The 24,406-nt window shown below is 64.3% G+C and carries 23 protein-coding genes; 9 read left to right on the plus strand and 14 right to left on the minus strand.

The genetic code is table 11. The annotated features are described in order from the left end of the window. Positions 1-194 precede the first annotated feature (194 nt). The 4 genes from ABE493_RS03940 to tsaD all read right to left on the minus strand — a co-directional run bounded on the left by ABE493_RS03940 (position 195) and on the right by tsaD (position 5,494). Positions 195-2,369: a glycoside hydrolase family 3 N-terminal domain-containing protein gene (locus ABE493_RS03940; protein ID WP_346497500.1), complete on the minus strand. Its 2,175-nt coding sequence runs from the start codon at positions 2,367-2,369 to the stop codon at positions 195-197. Between the two features lie 259 nt (positions 2,370-2,628). After that, positions 2,629-3,891 (minus strand): mechanosensitive ion channel family protein, encoded by a 1,263-nt coding sequence (locus tag ABE493_RS03945; RefSeq protein ID WP_346497502.1) that lies wholly within the window; start codon positions 3,889-3,891, stop codon positions 2,629-2,631. Positions 3,892-4,020: 129 nt separating this feature from the next. Then, entirely contained in the window at positions 4,021-4,380 is a 360-nt protein-coding gene (gene folB / locus ABE493_RS03950; protein ID WP_062170347.1) for a dihydroneopterin aldolase, read from the minus strand. A gap of 82 nt (positions 4,381-4,462) precedes the next feature. Then, a complete protein-coding gene (tsaD, locus tag ABE493_RS03955) occupies positions 4,463-5,494 on the minus strand; it encodes a tRNA (adenosine(37)-N6)-threonylcarbamoyltransferase complex transferase subunit TsaD (protein WP_346497505.1) in 1,032 nt (343 codons plus the stop codon). 127 nt (positions 5,495-5,621) lie between these two features. Between tsaD and rpsU the strand changes: the two genes are divergently transcribed. The 6 genes from rpsU to ABE493_RS03985 all read left to right on the plus strand — a co-directional run bounded on the left by rpsU (position 5,622) and on the right by ABE493_RS03985 (position 11,356). Continuing rightward, positions 5,622-5,837, plus strand: a complete 216-nt coding sequence (rpsU, locus tag ABE493_RS03960) for a 30S ribosomal protein S21 (protein ID WP_002808376.1) — start codon at positions 5,622-5,624, stop codon at positions 5,835-5,837. 145 nt (positions 5,838-5,982) lie between these two features. Then, the gene (locus tag ABE493_RS03965; protein ID WP_346497506.1) at positions 5,983-6,429 is read left to right on the plus strand and encodes a GatB/YqeY domain-containing protein; all 447 of its coding nucleotides are present in this window, start codon (positions 5,983-5,985) and stop codon (positions 6,427-6,429) included. 494 nt (positions 6,430-6,923) lie between these two features. Next, complete coding sequence (locus ABE493_RS03970) at positions 6,924-7,823, plus strand: YihY/virulence factor BrkB family protein (protein ID WP_430980711.1); 900 nt, start codon at positions 6,924-6,926, stop codon at positions 7,821-7,823. A gap of 274 nt (positions 7,824-8,097) precedes the next feature. Next, positions 8,098-9,837 carry a DNA primase gene (dnaG, locus tag ABE493_RS03975; protein ID WP_346497508.1) on the plus strand — a complete coding sequence of 580 codons (1,740 nt, stop codon included), beginning with the start codon at positions 8,098-8,100 and terminating at the stop codon, positions 9,835-9,837. A gap of 22 nt (positions 9,838-9,859) precedes the next feature. Beyond that, positions 9,860-10,351 carry a beta-lactamase hydrolase domain-containing protein gene (locus tag ABE493_RS03980; protein ID WP_346497510.1) on the plus strand — a complete coding sequence of 164 codons (492 nt, stop codon included), beginning with the start codon at positions 9,860-9,862 and terminating at the stop codon, positions 10,349-10,351. 18 nt (positions 10,352-10,369) lie between these two features. After that, entirely contained in the window at positions 10,370-11,356 is a 987-nt protein-coding gene (locus ABE493_RS03985) for a bile acid:sodium symporter family protein (protein ID WP_346497512.1), read from the plus strand. Between the two features lie 421 nt (positions 11,357-11,777). Here ABE493_RS03985 and cyoE read toward each other — a convergent pair whose 3' ends face one another. From cyoE to ABE493_RS04000, 3 genes are read right to left on the minus strand one after another with little or no spacing between them, the layout of a single operon-like run. Further along, positions 11,778-12,671, minus strand: coding sequence for a heme o synthase (gene cyoE / locus ABE493_RS03990; protein ID WP_346497514.1), 894 nt, complete (start codon positions 12,669-12,671; stop codon positions 11,778-11,780). 3 nt (positions 12,672-12,674) lie between these two features. Further along, the gene (locus ABE493_RS03995) at positions 12,675-13,838 is read right to left on the minus strand and encodes a COX15/CtaA family protein (protein WP_346497516.1); all 1,164 of its coding nucleotides are present in this window, start codon (positions 13,836-13,838) and stop codon (positions 12,675-12,677) included. Positions 13,839-13,848: 10 nt separating this feature from the next. Next, a complete protein-coding gene (locus ABE493_RS04000) occupies positions 13,849-14,424 on the minus strand; it encodes a hypothetical protein (RefSeq protein WP_346497518.1) in 576 nt (191 codons plus the stop codon). Between the two features lie 35 nt (positions 14,425-14,459). Between ABE493_RS04000 and ABE493_RS04005 the strand changes: the two genes are divergently transcribed. Continuing rightward, entirely contained in the window at positions 14,460-14,615 is a 156-nt protein-coding gene (locus ABE493_RS04005) for a hypothetical protein (RefSeq protein WP_346497520.1), read from the plus strand. A 162-nt stretch (positions 14,616-14,777) separates the two neighbouring features. Here the strand turns inward: ABE493_RS04005 and ABE493_RS04010 are convergent, their stop codons facing one another. Further along, a complete protein-coding gene (locus ABE493_RS04010) occupies positions 14,778-15,512 on the minus strand; it encodes an SURF1 family protein (RefSeq protein WP_346497522.1) in 735 nt (244 codons plus the stop codon). A gap of 57 nt (positions 15,513-15,569) precedes the next feature. Here ABE493_RS04010 and ABE493_RS04015 point away from each other — a divergent pair, with 57 nt between their 5' ends. Continuing rightward, positions 15,570-15,788, plus strand: a complete 219-nt coding sequence (locus ABE493_RS04015) for a twin transmembrane helix small protein (protein ID WP_282268147.1) — start codon at positions 15,570-15,572, stop codon at positions 15,786-15,788. 95 nt (positions 15,789-15,883) lie between these two features. Here ABE493_RS04015 and ABE493_RS04020 read toward each other — a convergent pair whose 3' ends face one another. From ABE493_RS04020 to ABE493_RS04045, 6 genes are all read right to left on the minus strand, one after another. Beyond that, complete coding sequence (locus ABE493_RS04020; protein WP_057630480.1) at positions 15,884-16,759, minus strand: cytochrome c oxidase subunit 3; 876 nt, start codon at positions 16,757-16,759, stop codon at positions 15,884-15,886. Between the two features lie 22 nt (positions 16,760-16,781). Next, the gene (locus tag ABE493_RS04025; protein ID WP_346497525.1) at positions 16,782-17,378 is read right to left on the minus strand and encodes a cytochrome c oxidase assembly protein; all 597 of its coding nucleotides are present in this window, start codon (positions 17,376-17,378) and stop codon (positions 16,782-16,784) included. Continuing rightward, positions 17,375-17,512 carry a hypothetical protein gene (locus ABE493_RS04030; protein WP_346497527.1) on the minus strand — a complete coding sequence of 46 codons (138 nt, stop codon included), beginning with the start codon at positions 17,510-17,512 and terminating at the stop codon, positions 17,375-17,377. The genes ABE493_RS04025 and ABE493_RS04030 overlap by 4 nt, the downstream gene beginning before the upstream one ends. 11 nt (positions 17,513-17,523) lie before the next feature. Further along, complete coding sequence (gene ctaD, locus ABE493_RS04035; RefSeq protein ID WP_346497529.1) at positions 17,524-19,134, minus strand: cytochrome c oxidase subunit I; 1,611 nt, start codon at positions 19,132-19,134, stop codon at positions 17,524-17,526. Positions 19,135-19,196: 62 nt separating this feature from the next. After that, positions 19,197-20,135 (minus strand): cytochrome c oxidase subunit II, encoded by a 939-nt coding sequence (gene coxB / locus ABE493_RS04040; protein WP_346497531.1) that lies wholly within the window; start codon positions 20,133-20,135, stop codon positions 19,197-19,199. Between the two features lie 17 nt (positions 20,136-20,152). Continuing rightward, positions 20,153-20,626 carry a DUF2244 domain-containing protein gene (locus ABE493_RS04045; protein WP_346497729.1) on the minus strand — a complete coding sequence of 158 codons (474 nt, stop codon included), beginning with the start codon at positions 20,624-20,626 and terminating at the stop codon, positions 20,153-20,155. A 290-nt stretch (positions 20,627-20,916) separates the two neighbouring features. Here ABE493_RS04045 and putA point away from each other — a divergent pair, with 290 nt between their 5' ends. Beyond that, the gene (gene putA / locus ABE493_RS04050) at positions 20,917-24,135 is read left to right on the plus strand and encodes a bifunctional proline dehydrogenase/L-glutamate gamma-semialdehyde dehydrogenase PutA (RefSeq protein ID WP_346497533.1); all 3,219 of its coding nucleotides are present in this window, start codon (positions 20,917-20,919) and stop codon (positions 24,133-24,135) included. The last annotated feature ends 271 nt before the right edge of the window (positions 24,136-24,406 follow it).

A 24,406-nucleotide genomic window follows, 5' to 3' on the forward strand; every position in this document is an offset into this window, starting at 1 on the left:
TTGCCGAGCATGGCTCGGCACTACACCTGGAGCTTAGCGCGCAGGACGGGGAGAGTGCTTGTGGGAGCGGCGTAAGCCGCGAAGCTGGCCTCGCCCAAAACCTCGGTAGTGCCGAGCCATGCTCGGCAGAGGCCTTACCGGTAAAGCCCCCTTGCCGAGCATTGCTCGGCACTACCTTGCTGCGGCTACTTGGCTCAGGGGCCGAGCAACTCGAAGCTCACCGCCTCGCCGCTCACCGACGAGGTGCATACCCAGAGATCAAACATCCCCGGCTCAGCGCTGTATTCGCCATCCACCCCGGTGAAAGCGAGCTGATCGCGGTCCAGATGGAATTCCACTTCCACCGATGCTCCAACAGCTACGGCCACCTTCTGGAAGGCCTTCAGCTCACGCACCGGCCGTACCCGGCTGGCGACGCGATCGTGCACATACAACTGCACCACCTCCTCGCCCGCCACCGCACCGAGATTGCGTACGCGGGTACGGATGACAAGCTCGCCGTCCCAATCCAACTGCGCGGCACTCAGGCGCGGGGCTTCATATTCGAAACGCGTATAGCCGATGCCGTGGCCGAAGGCGTACAAAGCGGTATTGGGAAACTCGCGCCAGCGCGACTTGAACTCCGACATCGTCGGCAGTTCCGGGCGGCCGCTGCGCGGGTGGCTGTAGAAATACGGCTGCTGGCCCGACGCATGCGGAAAGCTCACCGGCAAGCGTGCCGAAGGGCTGTAGTCACCAAACAGGATATCGGCCAGTGCGTGGCCATTCTGCGTGCCCAGATACCAGCTCACCGCAATGGCCTGTGCATCACGTACCGCACCTTGCAGAGCCAGCGCGCGGCCATTGCGCAGCACCACCACCAGCGGCGTACCGGTCGCGGCAACCGCTTCGGCCAGCGCCTGCTGTGCCGGCGGCACGGTGATCTCCACCCGCGACTGCGCCTCACCGCTGTAGCGCTGCGGCTCGCCAATCGCCAACACCACCACATCGGCGCGTTGCGCGGCGGCCACTGCCGCCTCGATGCCACCGTCCAGCGGTGCTTCCAAGCCACAGCCCGGTACGATTTCCAGTTCGGAATGCGCTGCCAATGCGGCGCGCATACCGCTTTCCAGAGTGACGTAACGCGACTTGTCGCCGAACAGCGTCCAGCAACCTTCGATATTCTCGCGGTCCTGCACGAACGGACCAATCAAGGCGATCTTCTGCCCCTGCTTCTTCAGCGGCAGCAGCTCACCCTGGTTCTTCAACAACACTACCGAGCGCCGCGCGGCATCGCGCGCCAGCGCATCATGCTCGGCGATATGTGATTGATCGGCTTCGCGTGCGGGGTCGAGCGAGCGATAGGGGTTGTCGAACAGGCCGATCGCATCCTTCAGCCGCAGGATGCGCCGTACCGATGCATCCAGCGCCGCCATCGGCACCTCACCAGCGTGCACCAGCCCGGCCAGATGCTGGTCGTAGAAACCGCTCTGCATGCTCAGGTCCAGCCCGGCGAGGAACGCCTTGCGGGTGGCGTCCACTTCATCGGCTGCATAGCCGTGCGCGATCAGTTCCATGTCGGCGGTGTAATCGGACACCACCACGCCTTCGAACTTCCACTCGTTGCGCAGCAGGTCGGTCAGCAGCGCGCGGTTGGCGCTGGCGGGCACGCCATTGATGTCGTTGAAGGCGCTCATCAATGACAAGGCGCCTGCATCCAACGCCGCCTTGAAGGGCGGCAGGTGCACATCGCGCAGTGTCTGCAGCGAGATATCAACCTGCGCGTACTCCATGCCTGCGGCAACGGCGCCATAGGCGGCGAAGTGCTTGGGGGTAGCCAGCAGCGAATCGGCGGCTTTCAGATCATCGCCCTGGAAGCCGCGCACGCGGGCCGCGGCGAATTCACAGCTCAGCAGCACGTCTTCGCCCGCACCTTCGGCACCACGCCCCCAGCGTTGGTCGCGGGCGATATCCACGGCCGGTGCATAGGTCCAGTGGATGCCTGCGGCGGTGGCCTCGATGGCGGTGGCGCGCGCGGTGCGCCGGGCCAGCTCGGGCTCGAAACTTGCGGCTTCCCCCAGCGGTATCGGGAACACCGTGCGCATGCCATGGATCACGTCCGATGCGAGGATCAGCGGAATGCCAAGGCGGCTTTCTTCCAATGCCACCTGCTGCAGGCGCCGGCCCAGTTCGGCGCCGACGCCGTTGAACAGTGAGCCCACGCGGCCAGCACGCACCTGCTCCAGCACCTGCTCGGCGTTGCGGACGTTGGCCTCGGGGTTCACGTCCGGCGCGAAGGGGCGGCCCATGTCGGCGAATACGCTCAGCTGGCCGACTTTTTCGTCGACGGTCATGCGCGCGATCAGGGATTCAATGCGGTCGGGGGACACCGGTGTTCCTTGGTAAACACAAGCAGGCGGGGATTCTAGCGCCCCGTTCGTTAAGCGGTTGGCGCGCGGGGTGCAGTGGTGGAGCTGAGTTCTGCTGTGCTGGGGGTTTAACGGTACGGCGCTGCCGAGCATGGCTCGGCACTACAGTGCGTCCTCTCGCCTGCCGAGCATGGCTGGGCACACAGTGCAGGTTGGTGTTTCGGGTTTGTTGGCAGGGCCCCTGCCGAGCATGGCTCGGCACTACAGTGCGCGGCTGGCGCTAGGGTTGCCGGTCGCGCTGGTCGCGCGCGGTCATCAGCATCGCGTCGCTGGATTCCTGGAATACGTGCAGGCCAAACTCCGGCAGGATCGCCAGCAGGTGGTCGAACATGTCCGACTGGATGGCTTCGTACTTTGCCCAGGCGATCGAGGAGGTGAAGCAGTAGATCTCCAGCGGCAGGCCTTGCGGGGTGGGTGCCATCTGCCGCACCAGCAGGGTCATGTCCTGGTGGATGCCGGGGTTGTGCCGCAGGTACAGCTCCACGTACGCGCGGAACGTGCCCAGGTTGGTCAGCCGGCGCGCATTGACCGGCTCCGGGTGCGCCTGCGCCACCTGCGCGTTCCATTGCTGCAGCTCCTGCTGCTTGCCGGCAAGATAATCATCCAGCAGCGCAATCTGGCCCAGCCGCTCGAGCCCGGCGCCATCCAGGAAACGCACACTGTGCTGGTCCAGGTAGATCGAACGCTTGATCCGCCGCCCACCCGACTCCTGCATGCCACGCCAGTTCTTGAACGACTCGGTGACCAGCTTCTTGGTCGGAATGGTGGTGACGGTCTTGTCCCAGTTCTGCACGGTGACGGTGTGCAGTGCGATGTCGATCACGTCGCCATCGGCGTTCTGGCTGGGCATCTCGATCCAGTCGCCGATGCGCACGCGGCCATCGCCACTGATCTGCACGCTGGCCACCAGCGACAGGATGGTGTCCTGGAAGATCAGCATGAACACCGCAGTGGCCGCACCCAGGCCGGTGACCAGGTGCAGCAGCTCCACACCAACCAGGATCGCCACGATCGACAGGCCGGCAAACACGAACACCACGATCTTGACGACCTGCAGGTAGCCCTTGATCGGCTTGTTGCGGGCATCGGCGCGGCGTTCGTAGAAATCGTTGAAGGCATCCAGCGCATGCGACACCGCCATTGCGATGGTCAGCACGGTCCAGGCATGACACAGCGCCTTCAAGCCGTGCACCAGGCCGGGCGGCAGCTCCGGCACGATGCTCAGGCCGGCGGCGAGCACCACCGAGGGCACGATGTTGGACAGCCGCGCGATCACCCGCAGCGGCTGCCTGGCGTTGTGATTGGGACCGGAGAAGCGTTCGATCATCGAACGCAGGCCGCGCAGCAGTACACGCTTGGTGACGAAGTTGGCCAGCCAGGCCACCAGCACCAGGCCAGCCAGCACCACCGCCGGGTAGGCCATTGGATACGGCGCCAGCATGTTTTCCAGCTGATCCAGCCAACGAATTCCCATTACCGCCATCGTGCTCGCTTCCTTTTACGTGTATTGCAGAAACACCCTGCCCGGCCCATCACGTCACTGCTGGGCGTGTGCGAACAGGAAACCATCCAGGCCGTGCGCCACAGGACGCCCGGCCTTATGCATGCTGGCTCACGCCGCTGCGCGGCTGCGCTCGATGATCACCCCGACCGCGCGCGCACCGCGCACCGCACCGGGCTTGCTCAGCTTCAGCCGCAGCCATTGCACATTGAACTCGTCCAGCACGATCTGCGCGCAGCGCTCGGCCAGCGTCTCCACCAGACCGAAGTCGGAGGCGCGTACGAACTCCATCAAGCGCTTGCTGACGGCCTTGTAGTTCAGCGTGTCGACGATGTCGTCGCTGGCGGCCGGCTTGCGGTTGTCAAAACCCATTTCCAGATCGAACACCAGGGTCTGGCGGATGCGCCGTTCCCAGTCGTAGATGCCGATCAGGGCGTCGATTTCGAGCCCTTCGATGAATACCTTGTCCATTGCATCTGTCGTATTGGATGAATACGACATGGTAACGGCAGCAGACTGAGCCTGCCGTGGACGAGCACGGCAGGCCTGCTTTTCAGCCCTGCAGTGGCGGCAACAAGGCCATGTCCCAGCGCGGCGTCACCTTGATCTCGGCCGGACCGTGCTGGCCGGCCTGCAGGCGTAGGGCACCGGCGAAGGCGATCATCGCGCCATTGTCGGTGCACAGTTCCGGGCGCGGGAAGCAGACCCGGCCGCCACGGCGCTGGGCAGCGTCCTGCAGCTTGGCGCGCAGGCGCTTGTTGGCGCCGACGCCGCCGGCCACCACCAATACGTCGCAACCGGCCGCATCCAGCGCGCGGCCACACTTGATCGCCAGCGTATCCACCACCGCGTCCTCGAAGCCACGGGCGATGTCGGCGCGGGTCTGATCGGTCTGGTCGCTGTCGCGCCAGGCCATCAGCACCTGGGTCTTCAGACCGGAGAAGCTGAAATCCAGCCCCGGCCGGTCGGTCATCGGCCGGGTGAACTTGTAGCGCCCCGGGGTGCCGAGCTCGGCCAGCTTGGCCAGCTGCGGGCCGCCCGGGTACGGCAGGCCCATCATCTTGGCGGTCTTGTCGAAAGCCTCACCGGCGGCATCGTCGAGGGTCTCGCCGAGCAGGCGGTACTTGCCGATGGCGTCCACCGCGATCAGCTGGGTATGGCCACCGGAGACCAGCAGCGCCACGAACGGCGCCTGCGGCGGGTCGTCTTCCATCAGCGGTGCCAGCAGGTGGCCTTCCATATGGTGTACGCCGATGGCCGGCACATCCAGGCCCCAGGCCAACGACCGGGCCACGCCGGCGCCCACCAGCAGCGCCCCGACCAGGCCGGGGCCGGCGGTGTAGGCCACGCCCTCGATCTCGGAAATGGCGATGCCAGCCTCGTCCAGGGTCTGCCGGATCAGCGGCAGGGTCTTGCGCACGTGGTCGCGGCTGGCCAGCTCCGGCACCACGCCGCCGTATTCAGCATGCAGCGCGATCTGGCTGTAAACGGCATGCGCACGCAGCGCAGCCGCCCCGGAAAAGGAGGTGTCATAGACGGCTACGCCCGTCTCATCGCAGGAAGATTCAATGCCAAGGACTTTCATAAGGCGTATTGTGAACCTGTCTGACGCCCCCGCCAAATCCAAGGGGGTTGCACGTCTGTTCAAAGGGACTATAATGCGCGGCTCACCGGGTATGACCCGGTTTTTCTACTGAGTCCCCGGAGATTCCATGCCCAGCGTTAAAGTCCGCGAGAACGAACCCTTTGAGTTTGCTCTTCGCCGCTTCAAGCGCACTTGCGAAAAGGCCGGCGTGCTGGCCGAAACCCGCAAGCGCGAGTTTTACGAAAAGCCGACCCAGGAACGCAAGCGCAAGGCCGCTGCTGCCGTGAAGCGCCAGCTGCGTCGTTCCTCGCGCGACGTCACCAAGCGTCAGCGCCTGTACTGATCGTACGCGACTCCTGAACGGGGGGCTCCGGCCTTCCGTACTGGGGTGAAAGCCGGCACGCGCAAGCGTCGCCGGCTTTTTGCGTTCCAGATGCCAGCAATGCTGACGTCTCTTCCCTCCTATTCCCGACCCAAAGAGGTGCTCCATGAGCCTGAAGCAACAGCTGTTCGAAGACATGAAGGCCGCCATGAAGAGCGGCGACAAGCACTCGCTGGGCGTGATCCGCCTGATCAATGCCGCCATCAAGCAGCGCGAAGTGGACGAGCGCATCGAGTTGACCGACGCCGACGTGATTGCCGTGCTGGACAAGATGGTCAAGCAGCGCAAGGACTCGGTCACCCAGTTCGAAGCCGCCAACCGTGAAGACCTGGCCGTGATCGAGCGCGACGAGATCGTGGTGATCGAGCGCTACGTGCCGGCCAAGATGGGCGAAGCCGAGATCCAGGCCGCGATTGACGCTGCCAAGGCCGAGACCGGCGCCAGCAGCGCTGCCGACATCGGCAAGCTGATGGGCGTGCTCAAGCCCAAGCTGGCTGGCCAGGCCGACATGGGCCTGGTGTCCAAGCTGGTCAAGCAGGCCCTGGCCGGCTGATCCCAGCTGCCAAGCCTGTACCGACAAGGCCCGCCCCGCGCGGGCTTTGTCGTTTCTTGCCCATATGCTTTTTGTGGGAGCGGCATGAGCCGCGAAGCTGGCAGTGCTGGAATCACCGGCCTGCCTGCAATTTGAGTGATATGTGGCTTCGCGGCTTACGCCGCTCCTACATCGTTGTGTATTGCCGGGAGAGCCCCTGCCGAGCATGGCTCGGCACTACAGATGCCGCGCTGCCACTTGCTTTTGTGGGAGCGGCGTCAGCCGCGAAGCTGGCGGCGCTGGAATCACCTGCTTGCCTGCAATCTGAGGGATATGTGGCTTCGCGGCTGACGCCGCTCCCACATCGTCGTGTATTACCGGGAAAGCCCCTGCCGAGCATGGCTCGGCACTACGGGTGTGGGCGGATTTGGCCGGCGAGGACCTCCCCCATTCACCCGCTCCGAAGCCCGGCTTTGCTAGAACAGAACCCTGTCTTCACGCCACATCAAACCCTGATGCCCCTCACCCGCCCCACCCTGCACACGTTCAAATCCCGCCTGGAGCTGCTCCAGCAAAGCCTGCCGGCCGCTCTGGTCCGCCGCTTCGTCGAAACCGATGTGATGACCCAGGCCGCCTCACTGGCCTTCTATACGCTGCTGTCGCTGGCGCCGCTGCTGGTCCTGCTGCTTTGGTTGACCGCCTCACTGTACCCACCTGCACAACAGACACTGATCGACCAGATCGGCTCACTGGCAGGCCCCAGCGTGGCCGAGGTCGCGCGCACGGTGATCACCAACGCCAGCGCGCAGCCGGACCTGGGCTCGTTCGCCGGCATCTGGAGCCTGGTGCTGCTTTTCATCGGCGCCACCGTGGTGTTCGCCCAGCTGCAGGCAGCGCTGAACCTGATTTTCCGCAGCGACTCCAAGCGCTTCGAGGGGGTGTTCGGCTGGCTGAAGAAGCGGGTGTTCTCCGCCGGCGTGGTATTGGCGCTGGGCTTCCTGCTGATCGTGTCGATGGTCGCCACCACCGCCCTGCAGGTGATTTTCTCGCACCTGCCCTCGGCCTTGCCGGCGGTGGGCTACATCACCACCCTGCTGCTGTATGCGCTGGGCTTCGCCTTTCTCTACCACTACCTGCCGGACCGGCCGGTGGACTGGCGCCAAGCCTTCCTCGGCGGCGTCATCACCGCGGTGCTGTTCGCGCTGGGCCGTTATGCGATCGGCCTGTACATCGCCAACGCCGCGCCGGGCAGCGCCTACGGCTCAATGGGCACGCTGGTGATCATGCTGATCTGGATCTACTACGCCAGCGTGGTGTTCTTTGGCGGCGCGCTGATCACCGCGGTGATTGATGAGCGGGTGTATGCGCGGCGCAAGGTGGCGGCTGCGGGGGTTGATGCTGGGGCTGTGGATTGATGTGGAAGCAAGGGCGACAGCTACCCCTCCCCAACCCTCCCCTTCGCTGCGCGAAAGGGAGGGGGCAAGAGCTGCAGTTCGCAAAATGACGAAGGCTGCAGCCGTTGCCCCCTCCCTTTCGCGCAGCGAAGGGGAGGGCTGGGGAGGGGTAGCTCTGCGCCTTTGACTGAAAACCATCAAGCCCAACCCGCAACCAGCAGCAGCCCAGCCTAGTACACTGCCTGTTCCCCTTTCATCGCGCCCCCGCCAACCGGCGGCGCTGCTCATTTGCCGCATGGCCCGACTTCCCGACGCGTTCATTGACGACCTGCTGGCCCGCACCGACATCGTCGAGGTGGTGGGTTCACGCTTGCCGCTCAAGCGCCAGGGCAAGGAATATGCTTCGCGCTGCCCGTTCCATGACGAGCGCTCGGCCTCGTTCACGGTCTCGCCGACCAAGCAGTTCTACCATTGCTTCGGCTGCGGCGCGCATGGCACCGCGATCAGCTTCCTGATGAATTACGACCGCCTCGAGTTCCTCGATGCGGTGGATGAACTGGCCAAGCGCGTGGGCATGGAAATCCCGCGCGAAACCAATGCCCGCACGCCGCAGCAGCAGGACGACAGCCGCGACCAGTACTCGGCGCTGGATGCCGCCACCCGCTTCTTCCAGAAGCAGCTGGAAGGCAACGACAAGGCCCTTGCCTACCTCGACGGCCGTGGCGTAGATGCCGATACCCGCACGCGCTTCGCCATCGGTTATGCGCCGGATGGCTACAGCGCGCTGAAGGATGCACTGGGCAAGGACGAGCGGCGCATGAAGCTGCTCGAACGGGTGGGCCTGTTCTCCAAGAACGACCGCGGCCACGTTTACGACAAGTTCCGCGACCGGGTGATGTTCCCCATCTTCGACCGCCGTGGCCGGGTCATCGCCTTCGGCGGCCGGGTCATGGAAAAGGACGACGGCCCCAAGTACCTCAACTCGCCGGAAACCGCGCTGTTCCACAAGGGCCGCGAACTGTACGGCCTGTGGCAGGTCCGTCAGGCCAACCAGAAGATCGAACGCCTGATCGTGGTTGAAGGCTATATGGACGTGGTCAGCCTGTTCCAGTTCGGCGTCACCCAGGCGGTGGCGACGCTGGGCACGGCAACCACCCCCGATCATGCCGAGCTGCTGTTCCGCAACGCGCCGGATGTGTACTTCTGCTTCGACGGTGATGCCGCCGGTCGCCGCGCCGGTTGGCGCGCACTGGAGTCGGTGCTGCCGCGCATGAAGGATGGCCGCCAGGCCTTCTTCCTGTTCCTGCCCGATGGCGAGGACCCGGACACCATCGTGCGCAAGGAAGGCGCCGAGGCTTTCGATGCGCGGCTCAAGCAGGGCACGCCGCTGTCGCAGTTCTTCTTCGACGAGCTCAGCCGCGAGATCAACCTCGGTACGCTGGACGGCAAGGCACGCCTGGCCGAACGCGCAAAACCAATGCTGGCGCAGATTCCCGATGGCGCTTTCGGCGACCTGATGAAGCAGGAGCTGGCGCGCCTGACCGGCATTGGCAACACCAGCAGCGCTGCCACAGCACCTGCGCCGCGTCCGCCGATGCGCAACAACGCCGTGCCAGCGCAGAAGCGCAGCCTGGTGCGTGCGGCCATCGCCATCCTGCTGCAGCAGCCATCCTTGGTAATGACGTTGGAGGGCCACCACGCCATCGGCGGCCTGCGCCTGCCCGGCATCGAGTTGCTGGTCGAACTGATGGCGCTGGTGCAGCAACGCCCGGACATCAGCACCGGCGCCCTGCTCGAACACTTCAACGATCGCGAAGAACAGGCCGCCCTGCACAAGCTGGCCGCGCAGGCTCTGCCCGGCGATGAAGCGCTGTGGGCGCAGGAACTGCAGGACGCGGTGATGCAGCTGGAGAAACAACTGCTGACCCAGCGGCTGGACGAACTGCAGGCCAAGCAGCGCCAGCAAGGCCTGGACGAGACCGACAAGTACGAACTGCGCGAGCTGCTCAAGGCACGCGCCAGCCTGCGCCTCTGACAACCTGCAACGGAGCATCCGCATGTACCGCTACCGCCTGCCACTGCTCCTCATGCTCACGCTCTGCGCCAACGCCTTCGCGGGTGATGCGACGCTGCGCCAAGCACGGCCAGACCTGATCACCGCTGGCCAGCCCAGTGCGCAGCAGCTGCGCGATGCCGCCGCCAATGGCGTCACCAGCATCATCGACCTGCGCCGGCCGGAGGAAGATCGCGGCTATGACGAGGCCGCACTGGCCGAACAACTGGGCCTGCGTTATGTGCGCCTGCCCATCGCCGGCGCCGCCGACATCAGCGAAGCCAATGCCCGCACACTGGACCGCCTGCTCAAGCAGGACAGCGGCAAGACACTGCTGCATTGCGCCTCGTCCAACCGCGCCGGCGCACTGCTGTCACTGATTGATGCCCGCATCAACGGTGCATCGGTGGATGACGCACTCAAACTCGGCCGTGACGCCGGCATGACGTCATTGGAACCGGCTGTACGCGCTGCATTGGAAGTACCCACACCCTGATCAGGAGGCCTGGCCGACATGACACGCTGGTGGTCGCGACTGCGACCGGACAACTTCACCCTCGCACTGCTCGGAACCGTCGTACTGGCCAGCGTGCTGCCGCTCACTGGCGCCGCCGCCAAGGGCTTCGACCACTTCACCGATATCGCCATCGCCGCGCTGTTCTTCCTGCACGGCGCGCGCCTGCCGCGTGAATCCATCGTTGCCGGGCTGCTGCACTGGCGCCTGCACATCACCATCCTGGTCTGTACCTTCGTGCTGTTCCCGGTATTGGGATTGGCGATGAAGCCGCTGGCCGGCTGGGCACTGACACCTGAGCTCTACATCGGCGTGCTGTTCCTGTGTGCGCTGCCCTCGACCGTGCAATCCTCGATTGCCTTTACGTCGATTGCCGGTGGCAATGTGCCGGCGGCGGTGTGTGCGGCTTCCCTGTCCAGCATCCTCGGCGTGTTCCTGACCCCGTTGCTGATGACGGTGCTGGCCGGCTCGCAGGGCGGCATGGCCAACCCGCTGCATGCGGTGGGCGCGATCATGCTGCAGCTGTTGGTGCCGTTCGTGCTTGGGCATCTGCTGCGGCCGTGGATCGGCAGTTGGATAGAGCGGCAGCGGCCGTTGCTGCGTTACACCGACCAAGGCACAGTGCTGCTGGTGGTCTATGCAGCCTTTGGCGAATCGGTCAGCGAAGGCCTGTGGAGCAAGACCCCGCCGTTGTCATTGCTGGCTGCTGCCTTGGTTGCGGTGGTGTTGCTGGCGATCGCGATGCCCGGCATCACCTGGCTGGCGCGGCGGCTTGGCTTCAACCGCGCCGACCAGATCACCATCATGTTCTGCGGCTCCAAGAAGAGCCTGGCCACCGGCGTGCCAATTGCCAAGGTGTTGTTTGCTGGCGGCAGCCTCGGCGCGATCGTGCTGCCGATCATGATCTACCACCAGATCCAGCTGATCGTCTGCTCGATGGTGGCGCAGCGGTATGCGAAGCAGAACGCTGAATCAAAGCAGCAATAATCGACACCGAAGTTGGTAGTGCCGAGCCATGCTCGGCGGAGGCCTTACTGGTAAAGCCCTTTGCCGAGCATGGCTCGGCACTACATCAAGCACAGCAACCCCTCCCCAACCATCCCCTTTCCTGCGGCAAAGGAAGGGAGCGTAGTGCCGAGCCATGCTCGGCAGGGGCGTTCCCCGAGATCCCGAAGACACGTAGCCCGGGGAAGCGGTTGTGGGAGCGGCGTAAGCCGCGAAGCCACCAATGCATCCGATGCCAGCGCAAACTGCAATCAAACATTCAGCGGTTGCAGATCCAACCCCAAACGGAAATATCATCAGCTTCGCGGCTGACGCCGCTCCCACAACCACGCAGCTCCCACAATCGCAGTTGCCGTTGTTTGAATAAAAAAGGCCGGCTTTCGCCGGCCTTTTCAGTGCTGGGTCACAACCAGGGCAACAGCCAATGGTCGACCAGCAGGAAGGCGAACAGCGCCATCAGGTAGACGATGGAATAGCCGAACATCTTCATGTTGAACATTTCGTCCGGCGGGTTCTGCATTTTCCATGCGTACCAGAGGAAGACGATGTTCAACACCGTGGCCCCGCCCAGGTAGAACATGCCGCTCATGTCGATCGCCACCGGCAGCAGCGTCACCACCGCCAGCACCATCGAGTACGCCAGGATCTGCTTGCGGGTGTGTGGCACGCCGTGGGTTACCGGCAACATCGGGATCTCGGCCTTGGCGTAATCGGCGCGGCGGAAGATCGCCAGCGCCCAGAAATGCGGCGGGGTCCAGATGAAGATGATCAGCACCAGCAGCGAGGCGTAGGCCCAATCCGAGCTGCCCTGCATGCCGGTGATCGCCGCCCAGCCCAGCAGCGGCGGCGTCGCGCCAGCCAGGCCGCCGATGACGATGTTCTGCGAGGTCGCACGCTTCAGGTAGACGGTGTAGACCACCGCATAGCCGATCAGCGAGGCGAAGGTGAGCACCGCGGTGATCACGTTCACCCACAGCACCAGGATGGTCATCGACAACGCGGTCAACGCGCCGGCAAACACCAGCACCTGCCGCGGCGAGACCTTGCCCACCACCAGCGGGCGCCAGGACGTACGCGCCATCTGTGCGTCGATGCGCGCATCCAGCAGCTGATTGATGGCCGCCGCCGCCGATGCCGACAACCAGATGCCGAGGAAGCCCAGCAGACCGGTCACCACCTGCGCGGTGGTCGGCAGGCCGGGAATGGCCAGGCACATGCCGACCAGGGCGGTGAACACAATCAGTGCCACCACCTTAGGTTTGGTCAGGTCCCAGTAATCACGCCATGTTGTACGCATCATTCACTCCGGAGCGCGCAGCCGCGCCAGCAGCGTGACCAATACAAACAACAGGGCAACCGCACCGCCGCTGTGCATCACCGCCACCACCAGCGGCAACGCCAGCTTGACGTTGAGCACGCCCAGCGTGACCTGCAACAGCACCAGCGCGATCAGCGTGCTTGCCCAACCGCGCATGCCCGGCAAACGGAACATGCGTACCGACAACACCAGCAGATACAGCGCCACCACTACCGCGAACATGCGGTGCGCCATCTGGATGGCGATACGTGAGGCGCCATCGAGCACGCCACCTTCGTAGTCCACACCGATGCCACGCCACAGAGTGAAGCCTTCGCTGTAGTTCTGCTGCGGCCACCATTGGCTGACGCAGCGCGGGAAGTTGTCCAGCGAGGCGCTGCCGCCGCCGCAGGCCAGCGCCGCGTAGTTGGCGCTGACCCAGCCGCCGAGCGCGATCTGCAGCACCACCATTGCCACCGCGGCACGCAGCCACCAGCGCAGGCGCGGCTCCTCGGCCAAGGTGATCGGCAGGTCGGTGGCCTTCCACGCCATCCATGCCAGCAACGAGAACATCGCCATGCCGCCGAGCAGATGCCCCATCACCACGATGGGTTTGAGCAGCCAGGTCACCGTCCACATGCCAAGCAGGGCCTGGAAGATCACCACCGCCAGGGTCAGCACCGCCGCGCGCGCCAGGTCGATGTTGGACCAGCGCAGCGCCGCCCGCAGCAGGATCGCTTCACCGCCGATGGCCAGCACACTGGCGGCCACATGTTCGCCGCGCATGTACAAGGGTATGGCTATGGCCACCAGCACCGAGGCGGTGACGATCTGGGCAATGCCACGCTTGCGCCGGCGCGCCGCCAGCAGCGCCAGCGTCAGTACTTCAACACCAAGCAGGCCGGCCAGGAAGCGATGCACCTGTTCGCGCCAGGCCTTGTGGGTTTCCAGCGGACGGATCTCGCTGGCCACATGCTGGGCCGCTTCCATCTGCGTCTGCGGCCAGGTCACGCGGCCATAGCAGGTAGGCCAATCCGGGCAGCTCAAGCCGGCATCGGACAGGCGCACGAACGAGCCGAACATGATCGTGCTCGCCGTCATGATCAGTGCGAACCACGCCAGTCGGTGGAAATTGCGGTACAGCGCCGGACGCGCGGAGGCATTCATCGAACGGAACTCACATCAGTTTCAACAGCTTGGATAGATCAGCCCGCAATCCACCCGGTTCAAAACCCGGCGCATAGCGGAATACCACAAAGCCATTGGGATCAATCACATACACCGGGGTACCGGCCGGGTCATCAACACCCGGCAGCTTGGCCCGGAACGCAGGCTGGGGCTGCAGCACCTTCAGTGCCGGCGTGGCGGCCACCTGTTCAGGCGGCGTGCCCAGCCACAATATCTCGACATTATCCGCGTTATGCCCGAACAACTGCCACACCTTGTCCAATTGCTGCGACAAAGTGACGCAGGCAGGTGCGCAGTCTGCCGGCGGCGCCAGCAGGATGCGCCAGTGGCGCTCGCCGGGGTTCCAGTCGTAGGCCTGGCCATTGGCCAGCTGCAGCTGCTCGCTGCGCAAGTCCACCGCCGGCTGCAGCAGTTCGCCATGATGGCGGTTGATCTGCGGTGTCCAGCCGGAGAAGCGCAGGATGCCGGCCAACGCCATCGAACCAAAGAACATGGCGAAGATCAGCAGCAGTACCCGGCGGCCGCGGTTGCGGGTGGCGAGCTGGTCGGGAGTGAGTGCGTTCATGGCTGGGTTCTTTTAGAGCTGGCGACGGAGAGTGGTTGGGGCAGAAGCTGGAGCTGGAGCTGGGGCTGGAGCTGGAGCTGGAGCTGGAGCTGGAGCTGGCACTGGCACTGGCGCTGGCGCTGGAGCAAGAGCAGAAGCAGAAGCAAAGGCTGAAAGCACCCCTCCCCGACCCTCCCCTTCACCTTTGGTGAAAGGGAGGGGGAAATTCAACGGCAAAAGCAGGAGCAAGGACCAAAGCGACGGCGCGGCGATCTGCCCCCTCCCTTTGGCGTAGCCAAGGGGAGGGTTGGGGAGGGGTGCTTTGGCTTTGGCTTTGGCTTTGGCTTTGGCTTTGGCTTTGGCCCAGCTCCAACCTAACCCCCATTCCCAACTCCCGCCGTCCTGCGCCTCCTGAACTGCAACACCAGCGCAATCAGCAACACCGCCAAGGCCATCGCAAACCATTGCACCGCATACCCAAGATGCCGCGATGGCGGCAAGGTATTGGGCAGCAGGTCCAGGTCACGTGCATACCCCAGCGGCATTGCCGGATCCAGGCGAAGCACCTTCGGCGCCAACGCGCCGTTGCCCAGCTGCAACTGCGCAGCAATGGCAGGCAGGTCGATACGCGTGGCCAGCCATGTCTGCGGCTGGGTGGTTGCGGTCAAGGCCGGGCCCAGGGCAATGCCGCTTGCCGGTGCCGGCGCCCACAGGCCCTGCACGGCCTGCGTGCCCTGCAGCGTGTTGATGGCCGGCAGGCTGCGGTCAGCCGGCAACGGCAGCCAGCCCAGATCGACCAGCACCACGGTGCCGGTGGCTGCGCGCGCCGGCTGGTAAACCTTGATGCCGGCACGGCCATCACGCAGCTGGTTGTCTAGCAGCACCGTGGCCGGCAGGAACTGCAGCTGATCTGCCACCCAATGCAGGGCGTCCGGCGCGGCGGCAGCCTCGGCAAGGCTGACTGCGGCCTCGCGGCCCGGTGGCAGCTGCGCGAGCAGGGCCTCCTTCTGGTGCATGCGCTGCAGCTGCCAGCCGCCCAGCACGCAGAACAGGGCCGCTACCAGCAGTGCCAGGCTCCAGCCGAAGATGGCCGTGTGCTGTCGCGTCATGACAAGCTGCCGCCAAGCGGGTGATATAGCACTGCCTTCCCACCGAACGAGCCACGCATGAATGATTCGTTGAAGACCCTGTTGGTGATCGCGTTCTTGATCGTCATCGTCTGGAATCTTGGAGCCGGCCTCTATTACCTGATGATCGATCGCGGCCAGACCAAACGGACGGTCAATGCGTTGACGCGGCGTATCGCGCTGTCAGTAGTGTTGATCCTGCTGGTCGCGCTGAGCATCTATATGGGCTGGATCAAGCCACATGGGGTTGGCGGCTGAAAGCCGCGAATGGGTGAAAGGGAATCGGGAATGGTGGAAGTAGGAGCGGATGCCGCACACCTCCGATTCCCCATTCCCCACTCCCGGTACCGTGATCAAAGCACGTAGACGAACAGGAACAGCATCAGCCACACCACGTCGACAAAGTGCCAGTACCACGCGGCAGCTTCAAAACCGAAGTGGTTGTCGCGGGTGAAGTGGCCCTTGGCGGCGCGGAACCACATCACCAGCAGCATGATCGTCCCCAGCAGCACATGTGCGCCGTGGAAGCCGGTCAGCATGAAGAACGTCGAGCCGTAGATGCCCGAGCCCAGGGTCAGGTTCAATTCCTTGTAGGCGTGGATGTATTCCTCGGCCTGGAAGAACAGGAACACGCAGCCCAGCACGACAGTCAGGCCCAGCCAGATCAGCAGCTGCTTGCGGTTGCCCGCCTTCAGCGCGTGATGGGCAATGGTCAGGGTCACGCCGGAGGTCAGCAGGATCAAGGTATTGATCAGTGGCAGGCCCCAGGCCGGGATGGTCTGGAACGCACCGCCGATATCGGCCGGGCCGTTGGTCGGCCACGCGGCCGAGTAACCGTCCCACAGGTATTCGTTGGTCAATACGCCATGGCCTTCACCACCCAGCCACGGCAGGCCCATGTTGCGGGTGTAGAACAGCGCACCGAAGAACGCGGCGAAGAACATCACCTCGGAGAAGATGAACCAGATCATCCCCATCCGGAACGAACCATCCACCTGCCGGTTGTAGTTGCCGCCCACCGATTCGCGGATGACATCGCCGAACCAAAGGAACAGGGTGAACACCAGCATCGCCACGCCGGTGAAGAAGGTCCAACGGCCCCAGCTGGCGTCGTTGAGCCAGCTGGCTACCCCGACCATCATCACCAGCATCGCGATCGATCCTACAAACGGCCATTTGCTGCTGCTAGGCACGAAGTAGACGTTGGCATCAGGGGCGTTATGGGCCATGGCGTTGCTTCCGGGTCCGTGATCAGGGAGCTGCGTGGGCAGCGGCCGCGGCGGTTGCCGGGGCCAGCTGCTCGGTCAGCGCATCGTTCTTGTAGAAGGTGTAGGACAAGGTGATCGTGTTGACGTCGGCCGGCAGGTCCGGGTCGACGATGAAACGTACCGGCATCTCGCGCTTCTCCCCTGCCTGCAGGGTCTGCGCGGTGAAGCAGAAACATTCGGTCTTGTTGAAGTAGCCCGAAGCCCGCGCCGGCGCCACCGACGGCACCGCACTGCCGACCAGCGCGCGTTCGCTGTCGTTGCGGGCGAAGTACAGGGCCTCGTTCAACTCGCCCGGCACCACGTCCATCGTCAGCTTTTCCGGATGGAAGGCCCAGGGCAGCTTGGAATTGACGCCGCCATCGAACTCCACCCGCACCGTGCGCTTGCTGTTGGCCGCATGTGCCTTGGTTTCATGCGTGGTGGCGCCGCGCTCCAGCCGCACGCCAAATACCTTTTCGCAGGCGATGCGGTACAGCGGCACCAGCGAGAAGGTCAGCACGAACACCGCAAAGGCCACGCCGATCAGCCGACCGAGGCCGGCATTGGGTTTGGGCTTGGGTGCGGGCGCCGGCGTGGTCAACTCGCCAGCACCCCGGACAGGATGAAGCCGACATACACCGCGACCGCGATCAGGCCAACCACCAGCGCGGTGCGCCGCGAGCGGCGCTTGCGCAGCGCCATCTCCTCAGCTTGGAAATGCTCGTTGCTGTTCATTGCCGGGCTCCTCAATGGCTCACGTCGTCATGCGCCAGATCGCCCGGCTTGATCACCGGCGGCACGGTGAAGGTATGCGCAGGTGCCGGCGAGGGAATGGTCCACTCCAGGCCCTTGGCACTTTCCCAGGCGCGCGCTTCGGCACGCTTACCGTTGCGCAGCGAGTGCAGCAGGATCGCCGCCATCATGAATGGGGTGGCGAACATGCCGAATGCGCCAATCGAGCTGATCAGGTTCCAGTCGGCGAACACCGGGTTGTAGTCCGGAATACGCCGCGGCATGCCAGCCAGGCCGAGGAAGTGCTGCGGGAAGAACAGCAGGTTGACGAATACCATCGTCCACCAGAAATGAAACTTGCCCCAGAACTCGTTGTACATGCGGCCAGTCCACTTCGGCCACCAGTAATACACCGCCGCGATCAGCGCCAATACCGCGCCGGTCACCAGCACGTAATGGAAGTGCGCCACCACGAAATAGGTGTCGTGGTACTGGTAGTCGGCCGGCACGATGGCCAGCATCAGGCCGGAGAAACCGCCGATGGTGAAGAGGATCACGAACGAGATGGAGAACAGCATCGGCGTTTCAAACGTCAACGAGCCCTCCCACATCGTGCTGACCCAGTTGAACACCTTCACCCCGGTCGGGATGGAGATCAGCATGGTGGCGAACATGAAGTAGATCTCGCCACCCAGCGGCATGCCCACCGTGAACATGTGGTGCGCCCACACGATGAAGGACAGGAAGGCGATGGCGGCAGTGGCGTAGACCATCGCCTGGTAGCCGAACAGCGGCTTGCGGCTGAAGGTCGGCAGGATCTCGCTGACCACGCCGAACGCCGGCAGGATCATGATGTAGACCTCGGGGTGACCGAAGAACCAGAAGATGTGCTGGTACATCACCGGGTCACCGCCACCGGCAGCGTTGAAGAAGCTGGTGCCGAAGAACTTGTCGGTCAGCAGCATGGTCACCGCACCGGCCAATACCGGCATCACCGCGATCAGCAGGAAGGCGGTGATCAGCCAAGTCCAGCAGAAGATCGGCATCTTCAGCAGATCGATGCCGGGTGCGCGCATGTTGAGCACGGTGGCGATGATGTTGATCGCGCCCATGATCGAGCTGACACCGGCCACGTGGATGGCGAATACGCTGAAGGCCACGTTGTAGCCACCCTGCAGTGACAGCGGCGGGTACAACGTCCAACCACCGGCCGGTGCGCCACCGGGCAGGAACAAGGTCACCAGCAACATGCCGAAGGCCACCGGCAGCAGCCAGAACGACCAGTTGTTCATGCGCGGCAAGGCCATGTCCGGCGCGCCGATCTGCAGCGGGATCATCCAGTTGGCCAGGCCGACGAAGGCCGGCATCACGCCACCGAAGATCATCACCAGTGCATGCACGGTGGTCATCTGGTTGAAGAACTCCGGCTTGACGAACTGCAGGCCGGGTTGTGCCAGCTCCAGCCGGATCACCACGCTCATCGCCGCGCCGACGATGAACATCGTGAAGCTGAAAAGCAGGTAGAGCGTGCCGATGTCCTTGTGGTTGGTCGAGAAGAACCAACGCTCGAAGAAACCTTGCTGGTGCCCGTGGTGATCGGAGTGGTCCACTGCGGTATTCGCCATTGCAACTACACCTCGTTATGCGTTTTCAGGCATCGCGCCGGCAGCACCGGCACGCAGTGGTATCAGGCACCGGCCGCCGCAGGTGCGGCGGGTGTAGCGACAGTCGGCGTTGCTTCAGGCGCCGCCGCCGCCGGTTCGGCAACAGGTGCGGGTGCCGCTTCGGCAGGTGCAGCGGGCACCGGCTTGCGCGAGGCCAGCCAGGACTTGAACTCGTCCTTGGACACGGCCTTGACCACGATCGGCATGAAGCCGTGGTCCTTGCCGCACAGCTCCGCGCATTGGCCGCGGTACACGCCCTCGGTTTCGATGTTGGTCCAGCGTTCGTTGATGAAGCCCGGCACGGCGTCCTGCTTCCAGCCCAGTGCCGGCACCCACCACGCATGGATCACGTCGTCGGAGGTGATGACGAAGCGGACCTTGGTGTTCACCGGCAGCACCAGCGGGTTGTCCACGTCCAGCAGGTAATGCGGGTCACTGGCCATGGTCGGCACGCTGCCGCTCTGCCGCACTTCGTCGGACTTGCGGTCCAGGCGGCTGGTGAAGGCCACGTCCTCACCCAGGTATTCGTACTTCCACATCCACTGATAGCCGGTGACCTTCACCGTCATCTCGGAATCGCGGGTGTCGTACATGGCGATCAGCTTGGCCGTGGCCGGCCAGGCCATCACCACCAGGATGACGATAGGGATGACGGTCCAGATGATTTCCGCCTTGGTGTTGTGGCTGAACTGCTTGGCCACCGCCCCCTTGGACCTGCGGAACTTGAAGATCGCGTAAGCCATCGCGCCGAATACCAGCACGCCGATGACGGTACACACCCACAACGCCACCATGTGCGCGTCCCACGCCATACGCGAGGTATGGGTGACGCCCTTGCCCATGTTGAGCTGCCATTCCTTTGGATCGGCCGATTGCGCCCATGCTGCCTGCGCCGACAGCATCATCGCCGCCGCTGCCAAACCGTGTTTCAACTTCGCGCCCCACACGCTGCTTTGCTTCATTGCCTAGACCCTTGACGTCATCGGTTGCCACCACTGCTGGCAGCGAGCAAGCCTTCAAGTGTCACCGCAAGTTCCCGACGTTCCACGGGCGCGAGGAAACTCCCCACTTCCACCCATTTGCCGCTGGAAACCAGCAGGACCCGTTCCTTCCCGGTCACCACCCGCACCCAATACGGGTGTGCGCGGAATACCGGCGAAACTCCGGCTGCGGGAATCACTTCCACGCAGTCCGGTCCTACCCGGATCTCTTCCCGGCGATTGCTGCTGCGCCAACACGCGCGCAGGGCAGCGGCCACCAGGAAGCCATGCAACAACGCGAAGACAGGGGCCAGACGGTTGCCGGACAGCCAAGCAAGGCCAGCCGCGAACACCATCAATCCTGCCAACGCCGCAAACAACTGGACGAACTGCCGAGCACTGAGTGCCCGTGGGGGGTGCAGTAACAACTGCGTCCCTGAGCCATCGGAATCTTGCCGAAGCACCTGGATCATCGCAGCCGCGTCCATCGCGGAAATCGAGTTCGATGGTAGCCCTGCCTGCGCACGCCCGGCAAGCTTCCATTCATCAACGTCATCAATGCTGCAGTGCACACCGGAATTGCGCTGATATCGCCCAAGCACGTCGATTTAAATGCCGGAATCGGCACAATAGAAACGTGTCGGGTAAATATTGCGGAATCGCCCACAGGCCAGTGCTTTCGCCCTGCAAAAAGATGCTCGCAGGGGGCTAGGAAATCCGCCGCCGAAGATTAAAATGGCCGAATCCAACCGTGGCCGAGCGCATGAACGCAACACCTTCTCCCGATGTCGCCTCCCCAACGCCAGCAGCCCCGCCGTTGCTGGCGCCTGAGCTGCCAGCGGCGCCATCCGCGCTGCGTCAGGCCATCACCGATGCCTGGCTGAAAGATGAAGCCAGCCATGTGCGCGAACTGCTGGAGCAGGCGCGCCTGCCGGCCGACGAACAGGCGCAGGTACAGGCAACCGCCGCCGACCTGGTACAGCGTGTGCGTGCGCGCGCAAAAAACCAGGGCGCGATCGAAGCGTTCATGCGCCAATATGATCTGGGCAGCGAGGAAGGCGTGCTGCTGATGTGCGTGGCCGAAGCCCTGCTGCGCATTCCGGACCAGGAAACCGCCGACAAGCTGATCCGAGACAAGCTCGGCGAAGCCGACTGGAAGCGCCACATGGGCCAGTCCGATTCGGTGCTGGTCAACGCTTCCACATGGGGCCTGATGTTGACCGGCCATCTGGTTGATCTGGCCGATGCCACCAAGCGCGACGTGCATGGCGCCTTCAAGCGGCTGATCGGCCGCGTTGGCGAGCCGGTGATCCGCTTGGCCGTGCGTCAGGCAATGAAGATCATGGGCCACCAGTTCGTCATGGGCCGCACCATCGACGAAGCGCTGTCGCGCTCGCACAAGGGCGACAACAGCAACTACCGCTATTCCTTCGACATGCTCGGCGAAGGTGCGCTGACCATGAAGGATGCGCTGCGTTACCTGGAAGACTACCGCCGCGCCATCCACGCCATCGGCAGCGACAACATCGCCCGTGGCGGCAAGGCCGATGGTGACGTGACCACCTCGCACGGCATCTCGATCAAGCTGTCGGCGCTGTATCCGCGCTACGAACATGCCAAGCGCGAGCGCGTGCTCAAGGACCTGGTACCGGGCGTGCTGGAACTGGCGCAGCTGGCCAAGTCCTACGGCATCGGCTGTACGGTCGACGCTGAAGAAACCGACCGCCTGGAACTGTCGCTGGACATCATCGAGCGCGTGGTCAGCCATCCTTCGTTGAAGGGTTGGGAAGGCTTCGGCATCGTCGTCCAGTCCTACCAGAAGCGCACGCCGTACACGATTGATTACCTCGCCGACCTGGCCCGCCGCATCGGCCACAAGTTGCAGGTGCGCCTGGTCAAGGGCGCGTACTGGGATGCGGAAATCAAGCGCGCGCAGATCGAAGGCCTGCCCGGCTACCCGGTGTTCACCCGCAAGCAGAACACCGACGTGTCCTACATCGCCTGTGCCAAGCGCCTGTTCGGCCACAGCGACGCCATCTACCCGATGTTCGCCACCCACAACGCGGCCACCATCGCCACCATCAAGCAGATCGCCAAGGGCGGCGTCTACGAGCACCAGAAGCTGCACGGCATGGGTGATGACCTGTATGCCGAAGTGATTCCGGCCGACCGCTTGAACGTGCCCTGCCGCGTGTACGCACCGGTCGGTTCGCACGAGGACCTGCTGCCCTACCTGGTGCGCCGCCTGCTGGAAAACGGCGCCAACTCCAGCTTCGTCAACCGCATCACCGATGAAGACGTGTCCATCGACGACCTGATCCGCGATCCGGTCGAAGCCGTGTCCTCGTTCGCCTCCATTCCTCACCCCAAGATCCCGCTGCCGGTTGACCTGCTGCGCAGCCAGAACCACGACAGGACCAACTCCATGGGCATCAACCTCGCCAACGACAACGAACTGCGCGCCCTGGCCGAGCAGCTCAACGCCGCCGTCAAGCCGTGGCAGGCCGCCCCGCTGGTACCGGGCGCCAGCACCACCGGCGCCACCCAGCCTGTGACCAACCCGGCCGACAACCGCCAGGTCGTGGGTCACTGGCAGGCCGCCGATGCCGCCACCGTGCAGAAGGCGCTGGCCAACGCCGTGGCCGCCCAGCCGGCCTGGAACCGCACCCCGGCTGCCAGCCGCGCTGCCATCCTCGAGCATGCCGCCGACCAGCTGGAAGCCCGCATCGCCGAGTTCATGGCGCTGTGTGTAAAGGAAGCCGGCAAGAGCCTGCCCGACGGCGTCGCCGAAGTACGCGAGGCGGTGGATTTCCTGCGTTATTACGCCAAGCAGGCGCGTGACCAGTTCGGCGCCGGCGAAAAGCTGCCCAGCCCCACCGGCGAAAGCAACGAGCTGCAGCTGCACGGCCGTGGCGTGTTCGTCTGCATCAGCCCGTGGAACTTCCCGCTGGCGATCTTCATGGGCCAGGTGGCTGCCGCCCTGGCCGCCGGCAACAGCGTCATCGCCAAGCCGGCCGAGCAGACCAACCTGATCGGCTATTACGCGGTGAAGCTGCTGCTCGATGCCGGCGTACCGGAAGGCGTGGTGCAGTTCCTGCCGGGCTCCGGCTCGGTGGTGGGCGCGGCCCTGACCGCCGACCCGCGCGTGGCCGGCGTGGCCTTCACCGGCTCCACCGACACCGCCCGCATCATCAACCGCACCATGGCCGCGCGTGACGCTGCCATCGGCGTGCTGATCGCCGAGACCGGCGGCCAGAACGCCTTCATCGCCGACTCCTCGGCGCTGCCGGAACAGCTGGTCAAGGACGCCATCGGCTCGGCCTTCACCTCCGCTGGCCAGCGTTGCTCGGCAGCGCGCGTGCTGTTCGTGCAGGACGACATCGCCGACAAGGTGATGGGCATGCTGGCCGGCGCGATGGCCGAACTGAAGGTTGCCGACCCGGGTGAACTGTCCACCGACGTCGGCCCGGTGATCGACGCCGACGCGCTGCAGATCCTCAAGGACCACGCCGTACGCATGGACGCCGAAGCGCGCCTGATCGCCACCGCACCGCTGTCCGAGGCTGCCGCACACGGCACCTTCTTCGCACCGCGCGCGTACGAGCTGAAGGATCTGGGCCAGCTGCACCAGGAGATCTTCGGGCCGGTGCTGCACGTGATCCGCTGGAAGGCCGATCAGCTCGATGCGGTGATCGACCAGATCAATGCCACCGGCTATGGCCTGACCTTGGGCGTGCATTCGCGCATCGACGAAACCGTCGACCGCATCGCCTCGCGCGTCAATGTCGGCAACGTCTACGTCAACCGCAACCAGATCGGCGCCGTGGTCGGCGTGCAACCGTTCGGCGGCCAGGGCCTCTCCGGCACCGGCCCCAAGGCCGGCGGCCCGCACTACCTGCTGCGCTTCGCCACTGAAAAGACGGTGACGGTGAACACCACCGCAGCCGGCGGCAACGCCTCGCTGCTGACCCTGGGCGATTGATTCCAATCGTGTCCTGATCAAGAAAAACCCCGCGCAAGCGGGGTTTTTCTTTGCACCTCAAAAAACCAACCCCGCCCCCTTCGCTACGCGAAAGGGAGAGCGCGTAGTGCCGAGCCATGCTCGGCAGGGGCTTTCCACGCACCCATGACTCCTGAGGCTTGTAGGAGCGGCGTAAGTCGCGAAGCAAATGACCCGTCAGATTGCAGAGGCACTCGCAATTTCATTGATACCAGCTTCGCGGCTTACGCCGCTCCTACAACCTGCACACGCC

The sequence above is a fragment of the Stenotrophomonas terrae genome (assembly GCF_039674165.1).
GTDB classification, from domain to species: Bacteria; Pseudomonadota; Gammaproteobacteria; order Xanthomonadales; family Xanthomonadaceae; genus Stenotrophomonas; species Stenotrophomonas terrae_A.